Here is a 17,644-nt window from a genome sequence, read left to right as displayed (position 1 = left end):
CAGGTTCCCGCTTTCACGCGGCCGAGATCGTCACCCCTTCGCCCTGGTCGCGGGGGTCGATTCCGAAGTTGTCGCGGAAGACGGCATCGGGGTCGTAGCGCCGCTTGATCTGTCGCAGCCGCGCGAGGGTCGCCGGTGGGAACGCCTCGGCGAGGCGCTCGGGGCGCAGTGACGAGTCGAAGCTGAGATACGAGCCGGTGCTGTGCGCGGCGATCTCGCGCCAGGCGGCGTCGACCCGCGACGCGCTGCCGCCGAGGGCCACCATCGAGAAGGCGGCCGAGCGGTGCGCGAAGGCCGTCGCGTCGGGGGCGACGTCCGAGACCGCCCCGCCGACCGCGCGGAGCTGGAAGAAGGCGATCGCGCCGCCTGCCAGCATCCGCTCGATCGCCTCGGCCGTCTCGGACGTGAGTCGCTCGATCATGCCCGAGCGGGAATGGGGTTCGCCGGAGCCGTGCTGCGGACCGAGATCGGCATTCGCCATGATCTGCGCGTACGTGGCGAGTTGCACCGACTGCTGCACGAGCGGGGCGAGGTCGGCGAACGGCTGCAGGCGGTCGACGATCGTGGTCGGGTCGTCGGCGTCCACCACGCCGTAGAGCTGGACGATGCGCGGCTCACCGGGCTGCGACCTGCCGGTGAGGAGGAAGAGCGTGGTGTCGCGCGGAGCCTGGGTCGTGAGCCGGCCGTAGTCGACGAGGAAGCCGGCGAGATCGTCGACCTGGAAGGCCAATTGCACCCACGCGACGCGGCCTATCTCGACGGCCTCGAACTCGAAGGCGGTGACGATCCCGATGTTGGCGCCCGCGCCGCGGACGGCCCAGAACAGATCCGCATGGTCCTCGGCGTCGGCACGCACGACGCTGCCGTCGGCGAGCACGATCTCGGCGGCGCGCATCCGGTCGATGGTGAGCCCGTGGGATCGGGAGAGGAATCCGATGCCGCCGGCGGTGGCGAGCCCGCCCACGCCGACGCCGCCGTAGTCGCCGGAGCTGAGCGCCCACCCGAACTCGGACAGCGCCGCGGCGACCTGCATCCACCGCGCTCCCGGGCCGATGCGGACGATCCGGCGATCGGCGTCGATCACCTCGATCGTGTTCAGCCGCCGGAGGTCGATGACGATCCCGCCGTCGTTGGTGCTCCGCCCGCTGATGCCATGGCCTCCGCTGCGGACAGCCAGCGGGAGGTTCGGGTGCCGTCGCGCGAACGCGAGAGCCGCGGCGACCTCTGGGGTGTCGGCGGGCTGCAGCACGATGCCGGGGGAGCCGCCGCGCATGTACGTCGAGCGGACATCCGGATACTCGAAATCGCCGGGTTCGATGACGCGGAGCCCGTCCGGGACGTCGTCGTACGCAACGCCCTCCCTGCGGGCCGCGAGGGCGATCGCGGACCGGGCGGAAGCGGACGGGACTCCGCGGGCCCGCCGTTCGTCGGCCACGAGCTCGCGAACGGCGGGAGCGATGTCTCCGCCGAAGGTGCGGAGGAGATCGGGATCGTCGGCGGCGAGGATGAACGTCGAGATACCGTCCTCGAGGGCCAATGTCGCCAGCTGCTCGCTCCAGGCGCGCGGATCTGCCGAGAGGCGTCCGACGTTGAGCAGTCGCCGGATCTCCGCCGGGGCCCGTCCGGCCGACGCGGCGGCCTCATCGATCGCCGCGTTGCCGCGGGCGAGGTCGCCCGGCTGCAGGTAGGCGAGGGAGGGGAGCCAGCCGTCGGCGGTGCGGCCGGTGAGCGCGAGCATCCGGGGCTTGTAGGCGCCGATGATGATCGGGATCGCATGCGCGGGCCGTGGTCCGCGTTTGGCCCCGGTCACGCGGTAGTAGGTGCCCTCGGTGAAGACACCGCGCTTCTCGCCGGTGTTCCACAGTTCGTTGATGACCTCGATCCCCTCCTCGAGCGCGGTGACGGCCTGGCCGGGGGTGAGCCGGCGTCCGCCCATGGCCTCGATGGCATCCCAGAAGCCGCCGGCGCCGAGCCCGAGGTCGAACCGTCCACCCGAGAGACGGTCGAGGCTCGCTGCCGATCGGGCGACGACGGCGGGCGGACGCAGCGGGATGTTCAGCACGTTCGGTGCGATCCGCACGCGCTCGGTGCGCGCGGCGACCCAGGTCATCAGCGTCCAGGTGTCGAGGAACGCCGGCTGGTACGGATGATCCTGGAACGTGACGAGGTCGAGTCCGGCGACCTCGGAGACCTGGGCGAGGGCGACGGGGATCTCGGGGTCCGCCGCGGTGGGGGTGATGAAGGCGCCGAACTCCAGCGCGTGTCCGTAATCCATGGGTGTCCTCAAGAAGGGGTGGGGGCGGAGATGCCGGCGAGCAGGATGTCGAGCAGCAGCGACTCGTCGGAGCGCACACCGAGTCGCACGGCGTGTTCGATGCCGCAGATGAGCCGGTGGAGTCTGCCGGCGGTGAGATCGGCGCGGACGATGCCGGCGCGTTGCGCCCGGAGCAGCACGGCCTCGTAGCCGTGGAAGATCTGTCCGCGCGCGGCGGAGCAGGCATCGTGAACGGCGGGCTCATCGCGGGCCATGTCGGTGAGCAGGGCTTCGAGCCCGGCGTCCTCGAGCTGCAGTCGCAGTGCGGTGGCGAGGAGGCCGCGAAGCGCCTCGGCGGGGTCGGGCTCGGCGGCGGCCTGGCGCCCGGCCTCGGCGAGACGCTCCAGCGCGTCGAGGCTCAGGGCTTCCACGAGGGCCCGGGGGGTGGGGAAGTGTCGGTACACGGTGCCGATGCCGACGCCGGCGTCGCGTGCGACGTCGTTGAGGCGGAGCGCGCGAGGGTCGTGGGCGCGTGCGGCCTCGATGATGCGGCTGCGACTGCGAACGGCGTCCGCACGGGGGGTCATACCGTCAGGGTACACCCTAAACGGATGATCTATCCGTTTAGCTCGTGAGCCAGCTCCGCCCCGGCCCGGCGCAGCCACCGCGCCGGCTCGCTTTGCGCGGACGCGGCGCTGCCGGCCAGCTCGGTGAGCGAAATCCGCCCGGAGAATCCCGACGAGGACGCGTCCCGGGCGATGCGGCCGGCGACGAGTGCGATCGGGATTCCCCGTGCGGCCGCGAGACCGTACACGTGGGAGACGGTCTTCCCGGCCGCAGACGATCGATCGAAGGAGCCCTCGCCGGTGATCACGAGGGATGCCGCGGCGAGCCGCGCCGGCAGGTCGATGAGCTGCGCCACCGCCTCCGCACCCGGCACGAGGCGCGCACCCCACGCAAGCAGTCCGAACCCGGTGCCGCCGGCGGCTCCCGCGCCCGGGGTCTCGGGGTCGACATCGAGCAGGTCGGCGAAGCGCGCGAGGGCGGCGTCGAGGCGGGGGATGTCGCTGATCCCGGCCCCCTTCTGCGGTCCGAAGACCGCCGCGGCCCCGCGCTCGCCGAGGAGGGGACTGGTCACATCGCTGAGGACCGTCACGCCGCCGGGCGGGAGGGGGGCGAGCTCACGCAGGTCGGCGTTCGCGATGTGCGAGAGTCCCCGCGCACCCGGTGCGAGCGGCCGGCCCGCGGCATCCGTGAATCGAGCCCCCAGCGCGGTGAGCATGCCGGCGCCGCCGTCCGTGGAGGCGCTGCTGCCGATGCCGAGAATCAGCCGCGACACGCCGTGCGCAAGCGCCGCGGCGATCGCGTCGCCGAAGCCGCGGGTGTCGGCGTCCCACGGTCTCAGCTGCGGCGGCGAGCCGAGGAGCTCGATCCCCGAGGTGGACGCGAGCTCGACGACGCCCGTTCCGTTCGGGGCGTCGTCGGTCGCGGGGAGCAGCAGCCACGAGGACATCCGTCGCGCCCCGGGGTCCGCGGCGGCGAACGCATCCAGGGTCCCCTCCCCGCCGTCGGCCATCGGGCAGAGGAGGATCTCGCCCTCGGCGTCGACGCTCCGCCATCCTCCGGCGATCGCCTGGGCCGCATCGGCTGCGCGGATCGATCCTTTGAAGGAGTCGATCGCGATGACGATCGGTGCTGCGGACGCCTCGGTCATGGTCCCGCCAGGCTAGGCCCGATCCGCCCTGCTCCGCCTCCGCGCCACCTACCCTTGAGAACGTGAGCACAGGCCGTCGAACGCTGGTGGCGACCGACATCGACGGCACCCTCGTCCCCGATGGCACGCTCGAGGTTCCTGCCTACACCGCCGACGTTCTCCGCCGCCTCGACGCCGCGGGCGTCGCGGTCGTCTTCGTCACCGGCCGACCCCTTCGCTGGATGACCGGCTTCTGGCCGCACGTGGGCAATCACGGCATGGCGATCGTCGCCAACGGCGCCGTCACGTACGACGCCCACGCCCAGCAGATCATCGCGCTCACCGGCATCGAGGCCGACGACGGTCTCGCCCTCTCGGCGACCATCTCGGCCGAACTCCCCGGGGCCCGGTTCGCGATCGAGTGCGCCGACGGCATCCGCCTCGATCCGCGATACGCCGCGCGTACCGCCATCGCGGAGGCCCCGCGCGGGCCGCTCCGGGAGATCTGGACCGACCCCGCGGTGAAGCTGCTGGTCAGGGATCCGGAGGTCGACGCCGAACTGCTCCACGGCAGGATCACCGCGATCGTCGGCGACGCCGCGACCGTCACCTGGACCATGCCGGGGCTCGTCGAGATCAGCGCGGCCGGCGTCACGAAGGCCAGCGCCCTCCACGCCCTGTGCGAGCGCCTCGGCGTGAGCCCCGCCGAGGTCATCGCCTTCGGCGACATGCCGAACGACATCCCGATGCTGTCGTGGGCAGGCACGAGCTACGCGATGGCGGACGCTCATCCGTCCGTCCACGAGATCGCCGACCGCACCGCGCCCGCCTCCGCAGACGAGGGCGTCGCCCAGGTGCTCGAACACCTCCTCGCCGAGGTCTGATGACCGGCTGATCGGCGATCGCGGGTATCACCACCGCGCCGGCGTCCTCTCTCACGGCGAGGAGGGCACCGATGTCCGCAGCAGCAGTCCCCGCCGTCACCCCGCCGGCCGTCGTCACCCCGCCGGCCGTCACCCCGCCGGCGGTCGTCACCGAGCCGCGTCGCGGCATTCGGTTCTGGATCCGTCGCTATCTGCTGGCCGAGATCGTCGGCACTGCGACGCTCCTTCTTCTCGGACTGCTGATCATCGGGTGGATCACCCATCCCGTCGCCGTCGCGGTCGCGGCGATCATCGGCGAGAGCCTGGGGTTCTACGCCGTGCTCGCCACGATCGTGCTGCTCGAGCAGCGCCGGCTCGGGCGCCGCGGCTTCCGCGCGCTGAGCCTCACGGTCGTCCTCCTCGTGGCGGAGTTCGGCGCGGCCGAGCTGGTCGACTCGTTCGTCGTGAGGCCCGCGGCGATCTCGCTGTGCGTCTGGCTCATCCCCGATCCGTTCTGGGGCCTGCTCGCCGGCAAGATCCTCGCCGACCTGGTCTTCTACGCGATGGCGGCAAGCAGTTTCGTGCTCACGACCAAGACCCGTCTCCGCCCCGCGCACCCGAAGAAGGACTGATGGACGACACGGTCACGACCCTCATCGATCGCCGCCGGGACGAGTGTGCGGCGGTGATGCAGACGGATGACGCCCGCGCGGCCATCGCACTCCACGGCACCCCGGTGCTGCTGCTGAATCCTTCGATCGTCGTGCGCCAGTACGCACGGCTGCGGCAGGCCCTCCCCTTCGCGCGGTTCCACTACGCGGTGAAGGTCTGCGCCCACCCCGCAGTGATCGCCGCCCTCGCCGAGGAGGGATGCGGCTTCGACGTCGCCTCCGGTGAGGAGATCTCGCAGCTCGAGCGCCAGGGTGTCGCGCCGCATCGCGTCATCCACACCCACCCCATCAAGAAGCCCGTCGAGATCCGCGAGGCGCTCACCGCCGGCATCCGCACCTTCGTCGTCGACAACGAGATCGAGCTCGAGAAGTTCTGTCGCGACGGCGGCTCTGACCTCCGCCTGCTCGTGCGGCTCGCCTACCGCAGCCCCCACGCGGGGAGCGATCTGTCGAGCAAGTTCGGCGTGAGCGCCGCGCGTGCCGAAGCCCTCGTCGCCCGTGCCGACGCGCTGGGCCTCGACGTCGCGGGCTTCAGCTTCCACGTCGGCAGCCAGCTCGACGACCCGGCCCGCTTCGCCGCCGCGATCCGCGACACGGCCGCGCTGATGTCGCGCCTCGAGCGCGCGAGAGGTCGCCGCTTCACCGTGCTCGACATCGGAGGCGGGTTTCCGATCGCCTACGACCGGCCGGTTGCGGACCTGGAGGAGATCGCACAGGTCATCCGTCCGATCCTGGATCCGCTCGCCGAGCGCTACGAGATCCTCGCCGAACCCGGCCGGGTGCTCGTCGCCGAGTCGGCGGTGCTGGTCACGAGCGTCGACGGTGTGGCCGACCGCCCCGACGGGCGCTGGTACTACCTGGACGACGGCCTGTACGGCTCGTACTCGAACGTGCTCACCGAAGGGGTGCATCCGCTCGTCTTCGCGGAGCGCGACCTGACCGCGCTGGTCGAGCCACGCCGCCGCGCCACGCTCGCCGGGCCCACGTGCGACTCGGCCGACGTCATCGCGCGCGAGTGCGACCTCCCCGACCTGCGGGTCGGCGATCTCGTGGTGAGCCCCGTCATGGGCGCCTACACATCGGTGACCGCGACACGCTTCAACGGGCGGCCGTTCACCCCGGTCGCGGTACTCACCCGTGTGCGCCCCCTCGCCAGGGCAACGCCCAGCCTGGCGTGACACGATGGGCGGACGCTCCGCCTTGAAGAAGGCGCACCACAGTCAAGGAGGGGCGCCCATGCCGACATGGTGGGAACACCTGACCCACGTTGCGACCGGCCGATCCCGTCGTCACGTCGATCTTCCCGATCTTCGTCACCTGCCCTCGCGGCGGGTCTCTCTCGAGCGCACGCACTACGTCGTGAACGATCCCGAGCGGCATCACCGCGGTCAGCGGTTGTACGTCCTGCGTCACGAGGCCGACCGGCGCTCGCGCCGTCCCGCGCGGGTCGCGGTCTTCTCGAACGGACGCGACGTCGGGTATCTGCCGTCCCGCGTGGCGGCGACGCTCGCCCCGCATCTCGATACGCTCGGGGGCGCGGCGGTCGTCAACGGAGCGGGGCCGGCGACCGACAGCATCCGACTTCGCGTGGATCTGCCCACGGCTGCCGCGCTGGCGGTTTACACCGAGACCCGGGCAGCGATCGAGGAGGAGCGGATGACGCGCATCACCTGGCAGGGAATCGAATCCCCGAGCACCGAGACCTGCGAGATCGAGTTCTCAGAGCGAGGCATGGTTGCCAACGGCGTGGTCGACACCGACGGAGGTCGCCTCACCTACCGCGTCGAGACCGACGCCACCGGCGCCTTCCGTCTTGCCGATCTCGCGATCGGCGGACGTGCCCTGGGCCTGTCGTTCTCCGACGGCCGGTGGCTCGTGAACGGCGAGCACCGCGGCGACCTCGACGGCGCGACCGAGATCGACATCTCGGCGACGCCGCTGACCAACACTCTCCCGATCCGTCGGCTGAACCTCTCCATCGGCGAGAGCGCCGATATCGACACCGCGTGGATCGCCGTCCCCGACCTCACCGTCGTCCGCGATGCGCAGCGCTACACGCGCGTCGGTGAACGGCAGTGGCTGTACGAGTCGCGCGACTCCGACTTCCGCGCCACGCTGATGGTGGATGACGACGGCGTGGTGCTCGACTACCCCGGCCTGTTCCGGGCTGTCCTCTGAGGACATCCCGCAACCCCGTGCGCGAACAGGCGGGTCCCCCTAGCCTTGGCCCTGCAGACCAGCCGATCAAGGGGAGTGAACATGCCCGCTCGCACCTACCCGCACGGCGTGCCGTGCTGGATCGACCTCACCCAACCCGACATCGATGCCGCTGCTCGCTTCTACGGCGCCCTTTTCGGCTGGCGGTTCCAGGACGTCGTGCCGTCGTCCGCGCCGGGCGGGTACCTCGTCGCGACGCTCGACGGCGAGGATGTCGGGGCGCTGGCGCGGGGTGACGCCAGCGACGGCTGGGTGAGCTACATCGCCTGCGATGATGCCGACACGACTGCGGCGACCGTCACCCGGGCGGGGGGTCGGGTGATCGACGCTCCGCAGGATGCCGGAACCGGCGGCCGTGCCGCCACGTGCCAGGACGCGCAGGGCGCCCTGTTTCGGCTCTGGCAGGCTCGGCAGCGCCTCGGCGCCCAAGCGGTCAATGTACCCGGAGCCTGGAACTTCAGCGATCTCATCACACCCGACCCGGGCGAGGCGATGCGCTTCTACGGCGCCGTCTTCGGCTGGCAGGTCAACGATGACCTCGGTGCCGGGATGATCCGCCTGCCGGGGTACGGGCGACATCTGGCCGCCACATCCGATCCCGAGATCTTGGAGAGTCAGGCATTCGCGCCCGAGGGTTTCGAGGATGTGATCGCAGGGGTCAGTGAGGGCGATGGTGAGGCTCGGTGGTCGATCCGCTTCACGGTCGCCGATCGCGACGACACTGCCGCTCTTGCCGAGCGGCTGGGCGCGACCATCGCCTCGTCGGCAGAGACCGACTGGACCCGCGAGGCTGTGATCGTCGATCCCCAGGGGGCCCGCTTCGTGACCAGCCAACTCGTCATGCCCCAGTGAGTCTGGGGGGCAACGAGGCATCCGCCGGAAATCCGCCGCCAGGGGGAGGTGCGAATGGGCGCGTCCGGGCGAACCTGAGGTCATGACCGCCGCCGCCTCGCCGCGCTCCGCGTCCCCGACCTCGCTGACCACTCGCCTTCTCGCTCCTGACCTCGCGCGCGGAGCAATGCTGCTCTTCATCGCCGTCGCGAACGCCCCCTGGTACCTGTGGGGCGTCGACAAAAGCGTGATCGCCTCGCATCCCGCCGAGGGGTCGCCCGCCGACCTGGTCGCGCAGACGATCGCCATCATCGCGATCGACGGGCGCTCCTACCCGATGTTCGCCTTCCTCTTCGGGTACGGCATCGTCCAGCTCTATCGGCGACAGGCCGAGGCCGGGGTCTCGCACGCCGACGCGAGGCGCCTTCTCCGGCGGCGTCATCTCTGGATGATCGTCTTCGGCTTCGTCCATGCGCTGCTGCTCTGGTACGGCGACATCGTCGGCGCCTACGGCCTGGCGGGTCTCGTGATCTGCTGGCTCTTCCTCGACCGCCGGGATGCGGTCCTGCGCACCACGGCGATCGTCCTGGTGAGCCTGCTCGGCGTCTTCGCCGTGTTCTCGGCGGTCGGTGGGGCGCTGACGGCCCTCTTCCTGCCGTCCGGCGCGTCGGACGCCGGGGCGCTCGTGATCCCGAACCCGAATGGGGAGCCGTCGTACCTGCTGTCCATGGTGCTCCGCCTTAGTTTCTGGGCGGTGCTCACCCCGGCGACGGCGTTCCTCGGACTCGTCGTTCCCGCCGCCATCCTCCTCGCCTTCCTCGCCGCTCGGCACAGCGTGCTCGAGGATCCCGCCGCGCACCGACGTCTGCTCCAACGGACGGCGATCATCGGGATCACCGTCGGATGGGGAACGGGCGCGATCCTCGCGGCGCAGAACCTCGGACTCTTCGGGTTCACCCGCGACCTCGATTTCGCCTTCGTTGGTCTCCACACCCTCGGCGGCCTCTTCGGCGGACTCGGATATGTCGCCGCCTTCACGCTCCTCGCCGCCCGGCTGAGCACTCGCCCCGCCGGCCCCGGCGCGATCGGCCGGGCGCTGCAGGCGACGGGCAAGCGGTCGCTGACGTCGTACCTCGCGCAGTCGGTGCTGTTCGCGCCCGTGCTGTGCGCCTGGGGGCTCGGGCTCGGCGACGACCTGTCGAGCTGGTCCGTCGCCCTCTACGCGGTCGGCGTCTGGCTCGTCACCGTCGTTTTCGCTGTCATCCTCGAGCGCGCGCACACGCGAGGACCTGCGGAATGGATGCTGCGGAAGCTGACCTATCCGTGACACGATCGGCGCCATGAGCGCGACCGGTCACGTCATCAAGCCGCTGACCCCGGAGACCTATCCCGCCTGGCTCGCGCTCGCGCAGAAGCACAACGGGGTGTGGGGCGGGTGCTGGTGCTCGTACTTCCACGCTGACACCGAGGGGACGGTCAAGGCCGACTACGACGGCCCGACCTTCAAGAAGCGGCTGGTGGACGAAGGGGTCGCGAAGGCGGCGCTCGTCTTCGACGGCGACGCGGCGATCGCCTGGTGCGAGTACGGGAGCCCTGACGACCTGCCCAACATCTACCACCGCAAGCAGTACGACGCCGGCGAGACGCGTCCGGCTCCCTGGCGCATCACCTGCTTCTTCGTCGACCGCGACCATCGCCGTTCCGGGGTCGCGCGGGAAGCGCTCGACGGTGCACTCGCCCTCATCGCCAAGGCGGGCGGGGGCGAGGTCGTGTCGTTCCCGAACGAGCTCGTGCCGGGCAAGCGCACCTCGTCGTCCTTCCTCCACAACGGCACGCGGGCCATGTTCGAGAAGGCCGGCTTCACCTTCGAGCGTCACATCGGCAAGAGCAAGACCGTGATGCGTCTCACCGTTCCGCCCCGCTCCCCTGATCGACCCGGCTGACCCGATCAGGGGAGCCAGACCGCCTCATCCGCGCCCCACTCGCCGCCGATGACGGGGTAGCGCTCGGGCGCGCCGGGGAACGCCAGCGGCGGCGGCGCGGTGACGACGGGGCCGGGCTCGGTGGCAGGTTCGGGCGAGGTCAGCAGCGCGTGGGCGGTGCGGGCGAGCGACATGCGGATGTCGGTCGAGCCGCCCTCTCTGCGCTGAGCCCCGAGCGCCCGGACGATCCCGGCGGCGAGGAAGTGCCCCGTCGCATGATCGAGGGCCTGCACGGGGAGCGCGCCGGGTGTCTCGCCGTCTGCACTCTCGATCATCGCGATGCCGCTGACGGCCTGCACGATGCTGTCGAATCCGCGCCGCTCGGCCCAGGGTCCGGCGGTTCCCCAGGCCGAGACCGAGGCGGTGACGAGTCCCGGATGCCGCTCGGCGAGCTCATCCGGATCGAGACCGAACCGCGTCAACGCGCCCGGGCGGTACCCCGTGACGACGACGTGCGCGCGGGAGAGCAGCCGATCGAAGGTCTCTCGATCGGCGGCCTGATGAAGGTCCAGAAGCGTCGAGCGCTTGCCCTGTCCGGTGTCGAGGTGGATCCATCCCATCTCGGGGAGGCCCGGGGAGTCGACCCGCAGCACCTCGGCGCCCGCGAGGGCGAGGTCGCGCGCGGCGACGGGTCCGGCGATCACGCGAGTCAGGTCGAGGACCCGCAGGCCGGCGAGCGGCGCGCCTGTGTCCGACCAGGTGCGCGGCTTCGCGTCGCCCAGCCGGCGATGAGTGATGATCGGCGCTGCGGCGACGATACGACCCTGCGGGTGCCCCAGCCATTCCTCGGACGTCCGCACCCGGCCGACGATCGATCCTGCGTCGGCGGCGAAGTCTTCGAGCTCGGCGGCTGACCGCGCCGAGATGGCGGCGGCAGCGGCATCCGTCCCCGCATCATCCGGCAGACCGAGCAGAGTGCGCAGCGCCCGCTCGTGGTGTGGGTAGTTGGCATGCGTGCGTACCCAGCCATCTGCGGCGCGCCAGAAGCCCGAGAGCGGCGCCCACGCCGAGGGCGCGGCACCGTGGATGCGCAGTATTCGCTCGCTGCCGAAGGATGCGGCGACACGGTCGCGGTCGACGCGCAGCGGCCGAGGGTCGGCGCTGAGAAGGGCGATGGCGAGCGACGCGAGGGCGACGCTGTCCGTCGCCAGATTTCCGACGCCCAGGCGTGCACCCCAGGGGAAGACGCCGGACGGTACTTCGATGAGCGCCCGAGACTCCGCATCGATCCCGAGCGTCTCGGCGACCTGCGTTCCCACGGCTCCGAGCGTCATTCCGACAGTGAAGCATCGCTCGTCGTGGGCCGACAGATCCACCTCGCGACCGGCGGATTCAGAGGTATCACTTGACGCTGATATCACGCGCAAGTGATACTTGCTCCATGCATCCGTTCACGGTCCTCAGCGATCCCGTTCGGCGGCGGGTCGTCGAAGACCTCGCCGCAGGGCCGCGCACCGCGGGGGAGTTGACCGAGCGTGCGCGCGCGGAGTTCGCGGTGTCGCAGCCCGCCGTGTCCAACCACCTCCGGGTCTTGCGCGACGCGGGATTCGTCCGGGTGACTCCGCAGGGTTCGCGGCGCATCTACGAACTGGACCGCGCACCGCTGGATGAGATCGAGCGCTGGATGGCTCACCACCGGCGGTTCTGGAACGACCGGCTCGACGCCCTCGATGACTCTCTGGACGCTCATGGATGACACCCGCCTGCTCCGGCTCGATCGCCTGATCCACGCTCCCGTCGCCCGAGTCTGGGCGGCGTGGACGACACCTCCGGGCCTGAAGGCGTGGTGGTGGAATCACTGGCCCGATGTCGAGATCGCCGCCGACGCCGTGGTCGGCGGCAGGTACAGATTCGCTGCACCCCGCGCTGGGATCATCGTGACCGGGGAATACCTTGCTGTCGAGGAACCCTCGCATCTCTCCTTCACGTGGCGGTGGGAAGACGCCGACGGGGTGCAGGACGGCGAGGTCGTCGATGTGTCCTTCGCGCGCTTCGAGGGTGCGACACGCGTGACCGTCGTGCATCGCGGCCCGTGGCAGGATGCGACATCCGCCGAGGATTACCGTCAGGGCTGGACATTCGTGCTGAATGCGCTCGCCGCCGATGCCGAACGGCCCGGCGACCATGCGGTCACCGGGCCGTGAGGCGCGAGAGGGATCAGCGGGCGGCGATCAGGCGCGCTCCGGCGATCATCAGCGGGGCGTAGCAGACGAGCGCGAGGATCACGCCGACGGGGCCGAGGCCGAAGGCGGGGAGGATCCAGGGCAGGAAGCCGAGCGGTGCGATCCACCACGAGACGGCCTTCGCCCGTGCGAGGGCGAGCGAGAGCAGCGCGATCCCGACGAGCCCGCCGATCATGCCCGAGAACTGCCAGATCGCGACCGACCATTCCTTCGCGACGGTGTCCATCAGCACGGCATCGTCGATCGACAGCACGTTGCCGGCGCTGACGAGGAACCAGTCGGACAGCAGCAGACCCGACATCTGCACGGCACCGAAGGCCGTCATCACGGCGGCGATGGGCAGGAAGACCCGGCCGCGGCGGCCGCGGAGGAGGCCGAGGGTGGCGAGGGCGCCGAAGACGAGCGCGACCCAGCCGTAGTGCAGGGCGTTGGCCGAGACGAGGCTCAGCGCCGGGTCGGCGGCGAGCGACTCGATGTAACCCGCGGTGCCGGCCGAAGTCTGCTGCGGCGAAGTGAGGAACCCGACGGTGAACAGCAGCGGCGCGGCGATCAGTGCGGCGCCGCCGACACGCTGCAGGCGGTTCGGGCGGACGGGGCCGAGCGACTCGCGCACCTTCTTCTTCGCGACGGGCGCGACGGGTGCCGCGGCGGCAGGGGCAGGAGTGGAGGTGAAGAGATCCATGGTGGTGTGTGCCTTTCGGGCGGTTCTGGTTGGTGATTCCAGATTCCCGTCCGGTCGACCCGGGCCCCCAGGGTGCGGCGTCCCGCCGTTGTCCCGACCCCGGCCCGGGACCTCAGGACCGCCCGAGTCCCGCGTCGCGGGCGCGCACGATCGCCTCGGCCCGGTCGGCGACCTGCAGCTTGGCGAAGATGTTCGAGACGTTGTTGCGCACGGTCTTGGGTGAGAGGAAGAGCGTCTGCGCGATCTGCGGGTTCGACCGCCCCGCGGCGAGCAGGTCGAGGATCTCGCGCTCGCGTGCGGTCAGCTGCGGGAAGACCTCCGCCGCAGGCGAGGAGGTGGGCCCCGTGGTGAAGAACTCGGCGACACGCCGTGCGATGGCGGCGCCGAACACGAGCTCGCCGCCCGCGACGGCGGTGATGGCCGCCCGGATCTGATGCTGGCTCGCACCCTTGACGAGATACCCGCGCGCCCCGGCGCGCATCGCGGCGAAAACGGTCTCGTCGTCCTCTGACATCGTGAGGATGACGACGGCGAGATGCGGATGCCGCGCCACGATCTCCTTCGTCGCCGCGAGTCCGTCGAGCCGCGGCATCTGCACGTCCATCACGACGACGTCGGCGTCGGCGCCGTCGGTCGCCTCGATCGCTTCGGCGCCGTCGGCGGCGGTCGCGGCGATCTCGATGCCGTCCATCGATTCCAGCAGCATCGACAGCCCCTCGCGGTAGACGGGGTGGTCGTCGACGAGGATGACCCGGATCGGTTCAGCCGACATCGGCGACCACCTCCTGTCGTGCGGTGTCTGATCGAAGGGGGAGAAGAACGCGGATCACCGTGCCCTCGCCCTTTCGCGAGGAGACCTCGAGCGTGCCGCCGAGTTCGGCGGCGCGCTCGCGCTGCGAGTGCAACCCGACCCCCGTCGAGCCCGCGGCCGCAAGACCGCGCCCGTCGTCCGAGACCTCGAGTCGCAGCATCCCGTCCTCTTCGCCGAGTTCCACCTCGACGCGGGCGGCCCCGGAGTGCTTGTGGGCGTTCACCAGCGCCTCCGAGGCGATGCGGAACGCCGCGACCTCGACAGCGGGCGGGAGGTCGGGCGGCACGGCGCCCGTCACCGTCACCACCATGCCGCCCCCGCTCAGGCGCGCGGCCTGCTGGTCGAGCGCGCCGAGAAGCCCCAGGTCATCGAGAGCGGGTGGCCGGAGGTCCTGCACGATGCGACGGATCTCGCCGATCACGTCCGACTGGTCATCGATTGCGGCGTCGACGAGCGCGAGCGAGCGCGCGGGGTCGCGCTCGGCGAGGTTCCGCGCGGTCTCAAGACGCAGTTTCACGCCGGCGAGGAGGGGACCGAGTCCGTCGTGGAGCTCGCGGCGCAGACGTGAGCGTTCCTCCTCGCGGGCGAGGACCAGCTTCTCGCGCCCCGCCTGAAGCGCGCGCCCGAGTTCGGCGCTGCGGACCGAGGCGGCGGCGAGCCGCACCAGATCGCCGAGGAGGCGCTGGTCGCGGGTGGAGACGACGGGGCGGCGGCCGGCTTCGATGAGGATGCGCCCGATGATCTCACCCCGGTGGTCGATGGGCACCTCCGCGGCATCGGCGATGGGTGTGCCGTAGATCGCCACCATCGCCTCACCGCCGGGGCGATCGAGTTCGACCTGCACCGAGCGCGACCCGAAGGCCTCGGCGACCGCGGCGGCGAGTTCGGCGAGCTGCGCACGCGCGTCAGGGGCGCGGTCGAGTCGTTCGCCGAGCGATGAGACGACGGCGTAGGGGTCGCCGCGGCGGCCGCTGACGAGGCGGCTCGCAATCGCGTAGAGCGAGCCGCGCAGCGGCGCGTAGGCGATGGTGACGGCGACGACGGCGAGGAGCATGGCGACTCGGTCGTCGATCGCGCTGCCGATGGCGAGCACGATCAGCACGTCGACGAGCACGATGCCGCAGATCAGCAGACCGTACACGAGCGTCCACGACAGCAGCCGGTCGATGGCGTAGAGGCGGTAGCGGGTCACCGCGACGACGACCGACGCGCTGACGAGGCCGATCGTCACCCCGAGCAGCAGGTCGACGAGGCCCGTGGGCACGTTCGGGAAGACGAAGACGAGCGCCACGAGGAAGATGAGTGCCGACCACACCAGCCACCGCAACTGCGCCTTCTCCACCGGGGTCGCGCCGAACCGGCGACTGACGCAGACGATGAGGGCGAGGAACAGGCCGAGCCCGAGGCACGGCACGGCCGCGGCGAGGAGGGCGAGCCACACCCCGAGGGGAAGGGGGAGCGTGGGGAGCGCCGGCTCGAACGCGGCGAGCAGGTCGGCGCGGTCGTCGTTGTCGAGGCTCAGCGCCTCGGCGGGGGAGAAGAGGAACGCGAAGGGGAGCACGAGCCCGAGCACGATGGCGGCGATCGAGACGATGCGCCAGACCCCGCCGCGGAGGCGCCCGTCGGGGAAGAGGAGCAGCAGCAGGACGATCGGGAAGATCAGCACCGCCCCGAAGCGACTGAAGAACCAGAAGGCCGGCGGAGCCCACCAGGCGCCCTGGTCGAAGTACCAGGCGTAGTTGACCGCCGCGGCGGCCAGTCCGTCGACGATCCAGAGGACGCCGAAGAGGGTCAAGACCACCGCGATCGGATGCCAGGGCAACCGCCAGAGCAGGAGCGCACCGGGAACGAGCATCGCCACCCCGGGAAGCACTCCCGACCATCCGGACGACAGCGGGGGCTCGGGGTGGGTCGGCAGCACAGTCAGGTCGAGGGTGAGGGCGCCGATGCCCGAGACGATCGAGAGCACCACCGCGACGAGGGTGGCGGTGCGACTGGCGGCAGCCCGGGTCATTCGCTCATCGTTCCAGGTGACGTGTCCCGCTGTCACGGGACGCGTGTCCCTGTCTTCCGCCGTCCTCGGTGGGTACGGTGACTGCATGCCGACTCTCCGCCACGACGGTGCCCGCCTCTTCTGGGAGGCCGCCGGCCCGGAAGAAGCTCCGGCGCTTTTGTTCCTCCACGCGGGCATCGCGACCTCGGCGATGTGGGAACCGCAGTGGGCCGACCTGCAGCGCGACTTCCGCGTCATCCGCTACGACCTTCGCTGGTTCGGTCGCAGCCCCTCCGACGATGTGGAGTACTCCAATCGCGCCGACGCTGTCGCGGTGCTGGAGGCTGCGGGCGTGGATCAGGCGATCTTCATCGGCGCCTCCTACGGTGGGATAGTCGCGATCGACACCGCTTTGGAGTACCCCGACCGGGTCGCCGGGCTCGTGACGATCGGATCGGGCCCGAGCGGCTTCCCCGAGATCGAGCCGACCGCGCGCGAGAAAGAGCTTCAGGCGCCCATCGAGGAGGCCGAGGAGGCGCGCGACTGGGATCGCCTGGTCGAACTGGAAGCGCTGTACTGGGGTGTGGGTCCGACCCGCGAGACCGCGGACGTCGATCCGATCTTCCTCCAGCGTCTACGGGAGCTCGGGCATGAGAACAAGGCGCTCCTCGACGGTGATCCGCGGCCCGTGCCGCTGACCCCGCGCGCGTACGAGCGTCTTGGAGAGATCACCGTGCCCGCCCTGTTCATCGTCGGCGAGCACGACGACAGCGCCGCACGTGCGCAGGCCGCGCACCTCGCCGAGGCCGTCGACGGCGCATCCCTCCACATCTTCCCCGGCACGGCGCACATGCCGAGCGTGGAGTACCCGCAGCCCTTCCTGGGCCTGCTGCGCGAATGGCTCACCGAGAGGGTCGCCGGCTGATGGCATCCGCTGCTCGCCCGCTGCTCGCCCTCGGCATCGCGGTCGTCGGGACCCTACTGGTGACGCTGTACGCGGTGTGGGCGTACGTCCACATCATGGTGCTGAACCCCCTGGCCGCCGTTCCGGGCCTGGCACTGGAGGAGATCTGGCGAGAGGTCGAGCAGTCGCAGGGATCGATCCACCGGATCACGGTCCCTGCATTCCTGGCCGTCGGTCCTCTCCTTGCTCTCGTCTTTCTCGTGTGCAGTCAGGTCTGGCTCCGGCAGAGGCCTGCTCTGGTTGCCATTGCGTACCTCGGGCTCCTTGTCTTTGGTGCCCCGGGAGAATTCGTGGCGAGCTTCATGTCGGGAATGAATCTGGCTGACGCATTCCTGATCAGTGGCGCGGACTACTCACCATGGGCCGCCCCGCTGATGATCATCAGCGCCGTGGCATTCGTCGCACTGATCGCGGCAATCGTGGCGGTCGGTCTGCGCGCTGCACACGCCACTGCATCGCCTCTCGTTCCGGCCCGATAGCAGGGCGCCCCGCGCGCGACA

18 protein-coding genes are annotated in these 17,644 nt (G+C 70.8%); 11 read left to right on the top strand and 7 right to left on the bottom strand.

The features are described 5' to 3' along the window. Positions 1 to 13 precede the first annotated feature (13 nt). From T9R20_RS13400 to T9R20_RS13390, 3 genes are read right to left on the bottom strand one after another with little or no spacing between them, the layout of a single operon-like run. Positions 14 to 2,275: an LLM class flavin-dependent oxidoreductase gene (locus T9R20_RS13400; RefSeq protein ID WP_322409806.1), complete on the bottom strand. Its 2,262-nt coding sequence runs from the start codon at positions 2,273 to 2,275 to the stop codon at positions 14 to 16. Positions 2,276 to 2,283: 8 nt separating this feature from the next. Further along, positions 2,284 to 2,841, bottom strand: a complete 558-nt coding sequence (locus T9R20_RS13395; RefSeq protein ID WP_322409805.1) for a helix-turn-helix domain-containing protein — start codon at positions 2,839 to 2,841, stop codon at positions 2,284 to 2,286. Positions 2,842 to 2,870: 29 nt separating this feature from the next. After that, positions 2,871 to 3,968 (bottom strand): glycerate kinase, encoded by a 1,098-nt coding sequence (locus T9R20_RS13390; protein WP_322409804.1) that lies wholly within the window; start codon positions 3,966 to 3,968, stop codon positions 2,871 to 2,873. Between the two features lie 62 nt (positions 3,969 to 4,030). Here T9R20_RS13390 and T9R20_RS13385 point away from each other — a divergent pair, with 62 nt between their 5' ends. The 7 genes from T9R20_RS13385 (at position 4,031) to T9R20_RS13355 (ending at position 10,472) form a co-directional block, all read left to right on the top strand. Further along, on the top strand, positions 4,031 to 4,831 hold the full coding sequence (locus T9R20_RS13385) for an HAD family hydrolase (protein ID WP_322409803.1): 801 nt from the start codon (positions 4,031 to 4,033) through the stop codon (positions 4,829 to 4,831). A 71-nt stretch (positions 4,832 to 4,902) separates the two neighbouring features. Next, the gene (locus T9R20_RS13380; protein WP_322409802.1) at positions 4,903 to 5,442 is read left to right on the top strand and encodes a hypothetical protein; all 540 of its coding nucleotides are present in this window, start codon (positions 4,903 to 4,905) and stop codon (positions 5,440 to 5,442) included. Further along, entirely contained in the window at positions 5,442 to 6,659 is a 1,218-nt protein-coding gene (locus tag T9R20_RS13375) for a type III PLP-dependent enzyme (protein ID WP_322409801.1), read from the top strand. Before T9R20_RS13380 ends, T9R20_RS13375 begins: the two co-directional genes overlap by 1 nt. A 58-nt stretch (positions 6,660 to 6,717) precedes the next feature. Continuing rightward, positions 6,718 to 7,659: a putative glycolipid-binding domain-containing protein gene (locus T9R20_RS13370; RefSeq protein WP_322409800.1), complete on the top strand. Its 942-nt coding sequence runs from the start codon at positions 6,718 to 6,720 to the stop codon at positions 7,657 to 7,659. An 81-nt stretch (positions 7,660 to 7,740) separates the two neighbouring features. Next, complete coding sequence (locus T9R20_RS13365; protein ID WP_322409799.1) at positions 7,741 to 8,550, top strand: VOC family protein; 810 nt, start codon at positions 7,741 to 7,743, stop codon at positions 8,548 to 8,550. Positions 8,551 to 8,632: 82 nt separating this feature from the next. Next, positions 8,633 to 9,856: a DUF418 domain-containing protein gene (locus T9R20_RS13360; RefSeq protein ID WP_322409798.1), complete on the top strand. Its 1,224-nt coding sequence runs from the start codon at positions 8,633 to 8,635 to the stop codon at positions 9,854 to 9,856. Between the two features lie 13 nt (positions 9,857 to 9,869). Beyond that, entirely contained in the window at positions 9,870 to 10,472 is a 603-nt protein-coding gene (locus T9R20_RS13355; RefSeq protein ID WP_322409797.1) for a GNAT family N-acetyltransferase, read from the top strand. A gap of 5 nt (positions 10,473 to 10,477) precedes the next feature. Here the strand turns inward: T9R20_RS13355 and T9R20_RS13350 are convergent, their stop codons facing one another. Beyond that, on the bottom strand, positions 10,478 to 11,785 hold the full coding sequence (locus T9R20_RS13350; protein ID WP_322409796.1) for a CoA transferase: 1,308 nt from the start codon (positions 11,783 to 11,785) through the stop codon (positions 10,478 to 10,480). Positions 11,786 to 11,892: 107 nt separating this feature from the next. On the opposite strand from T9R20_RS13350, the gene T9R20_RS13345 reads away from it, so the two are divergent. Together T9R20_RS13345 and T9R20_RS13340 are read left to right on the top strand one after the other, a co-directional pair. Further along, positions 11,893 to 12,207 (top strand): metalloregulator ArsR/SmtB family transcription factor, encoded by a 315-nt coding sequence (locus T9R20_RS13345; protein ID WP_322409795.1) that lies wholly within the window; start codon positions 11,893 to 11,895, stop codon positions 12,205 to 12,207. After that, the gene (locus T9R20_RS13340; protein ID WP_322409794.1) at positions 12,182 to 12,655 is read left to right on the top strand and encodes an SRPBCC domain-containing protein; all 474 of its coding nucleotides are present in this window, start codon (positions 12,182 to 12,184) and stop codon (positions 12,653 to 12,655) included. Before T9R20_RS13345 ends, T9R20_RS13340 begins: the two co-directional genes overlap by 26 nt. 13 nt (positions 12,656 to 12,668) lie before the next feature. On the opposite strand, the gene T9R20_RS13335 is transcribed toward T9R20_RS13340, so the two are convergent. From T9R20_RS13335 to T9R20_RS13325, 3 genes are all read right to left on the bottom strand, one after another. Then, a complete protein-coding gene (locus tag T9R20_RS13335) occupies positions 12,669 to 13,376 on the bottom strand; it encodes a hypothetical protein (protein WP_322409793.1) in 708 nt (235 codons plus the stop codon). Between the two features lie 112 nt (positions 13,377 to 13,488). Continuing rightward, complete coding sequence (locus T9R20_RS13330) at positions 13,489 to 14,148, bottom strand: response regulator transcription factor (protein WP_322409792.1); 660 nt, start codon at positions 14,146 to 14,148, stop codon at positions 13,489 to 13,491. Then, positions 14,138 to 16,201, bottom strand: coding sequence for a sensor histidine kinase (locus T9R20_RS13325; protein ID WP_322409791.1), 2,064 nt, complete (start codon positions 16,199 to 16,201; stop codon positions 14,138 to 14,140). Before T9R20_RS13325 ends, T9R20_RS13330 begins: the two co-directional genes overlap by 11 nt. A gap of 85 nt (positions 16,202 to 16,286) precedes the next feature. On the opposite strand from T9R20_RS13325, the gene T9R20_RS13320 reads away from it, so the two are divergent. Then, complete coding sequence (locus T9R20_RS13320) at positions 16,287 to 17,105, top strand: alpha/beta hydrolase (RefSeq protein WP_322409790.1); 819 nt, start codon at positions 16,287 to 16,289, stop codon at positions 17,103 to 17,105. Then, positions 17,105 to 17,623 carry a hypothetical protein gene (locus T9R20_RS13315; protein ID WP_322409789.1) on the top strand — a complete coding sequence of 173 codons (519 nt, stop codon included), beginning with the start codon at positions 17,105 to 17,107 and terminating at the stop codon, positions 17,621 to 17,623. Before T9R20_RS13320 ends, T9R20_RS13315 begins: the two co-directional genes overlap by 1 nt. Positions 17,624 to 17,644: the final 21 nt, after the last annotated feature.

Source organism: Microbacterium invictum (assembly GCF_034421375.1).
GTDB classification, from domain to species: Bacteria; Actinomycetota; Actinomycetes; order Actinomycetales; family Microbacteriaceae; genus Microbacterium; species Microbacterium invictum_A.
This window is presented reverse-complemented; position numbering and strand designations above follow the sequence as displayed.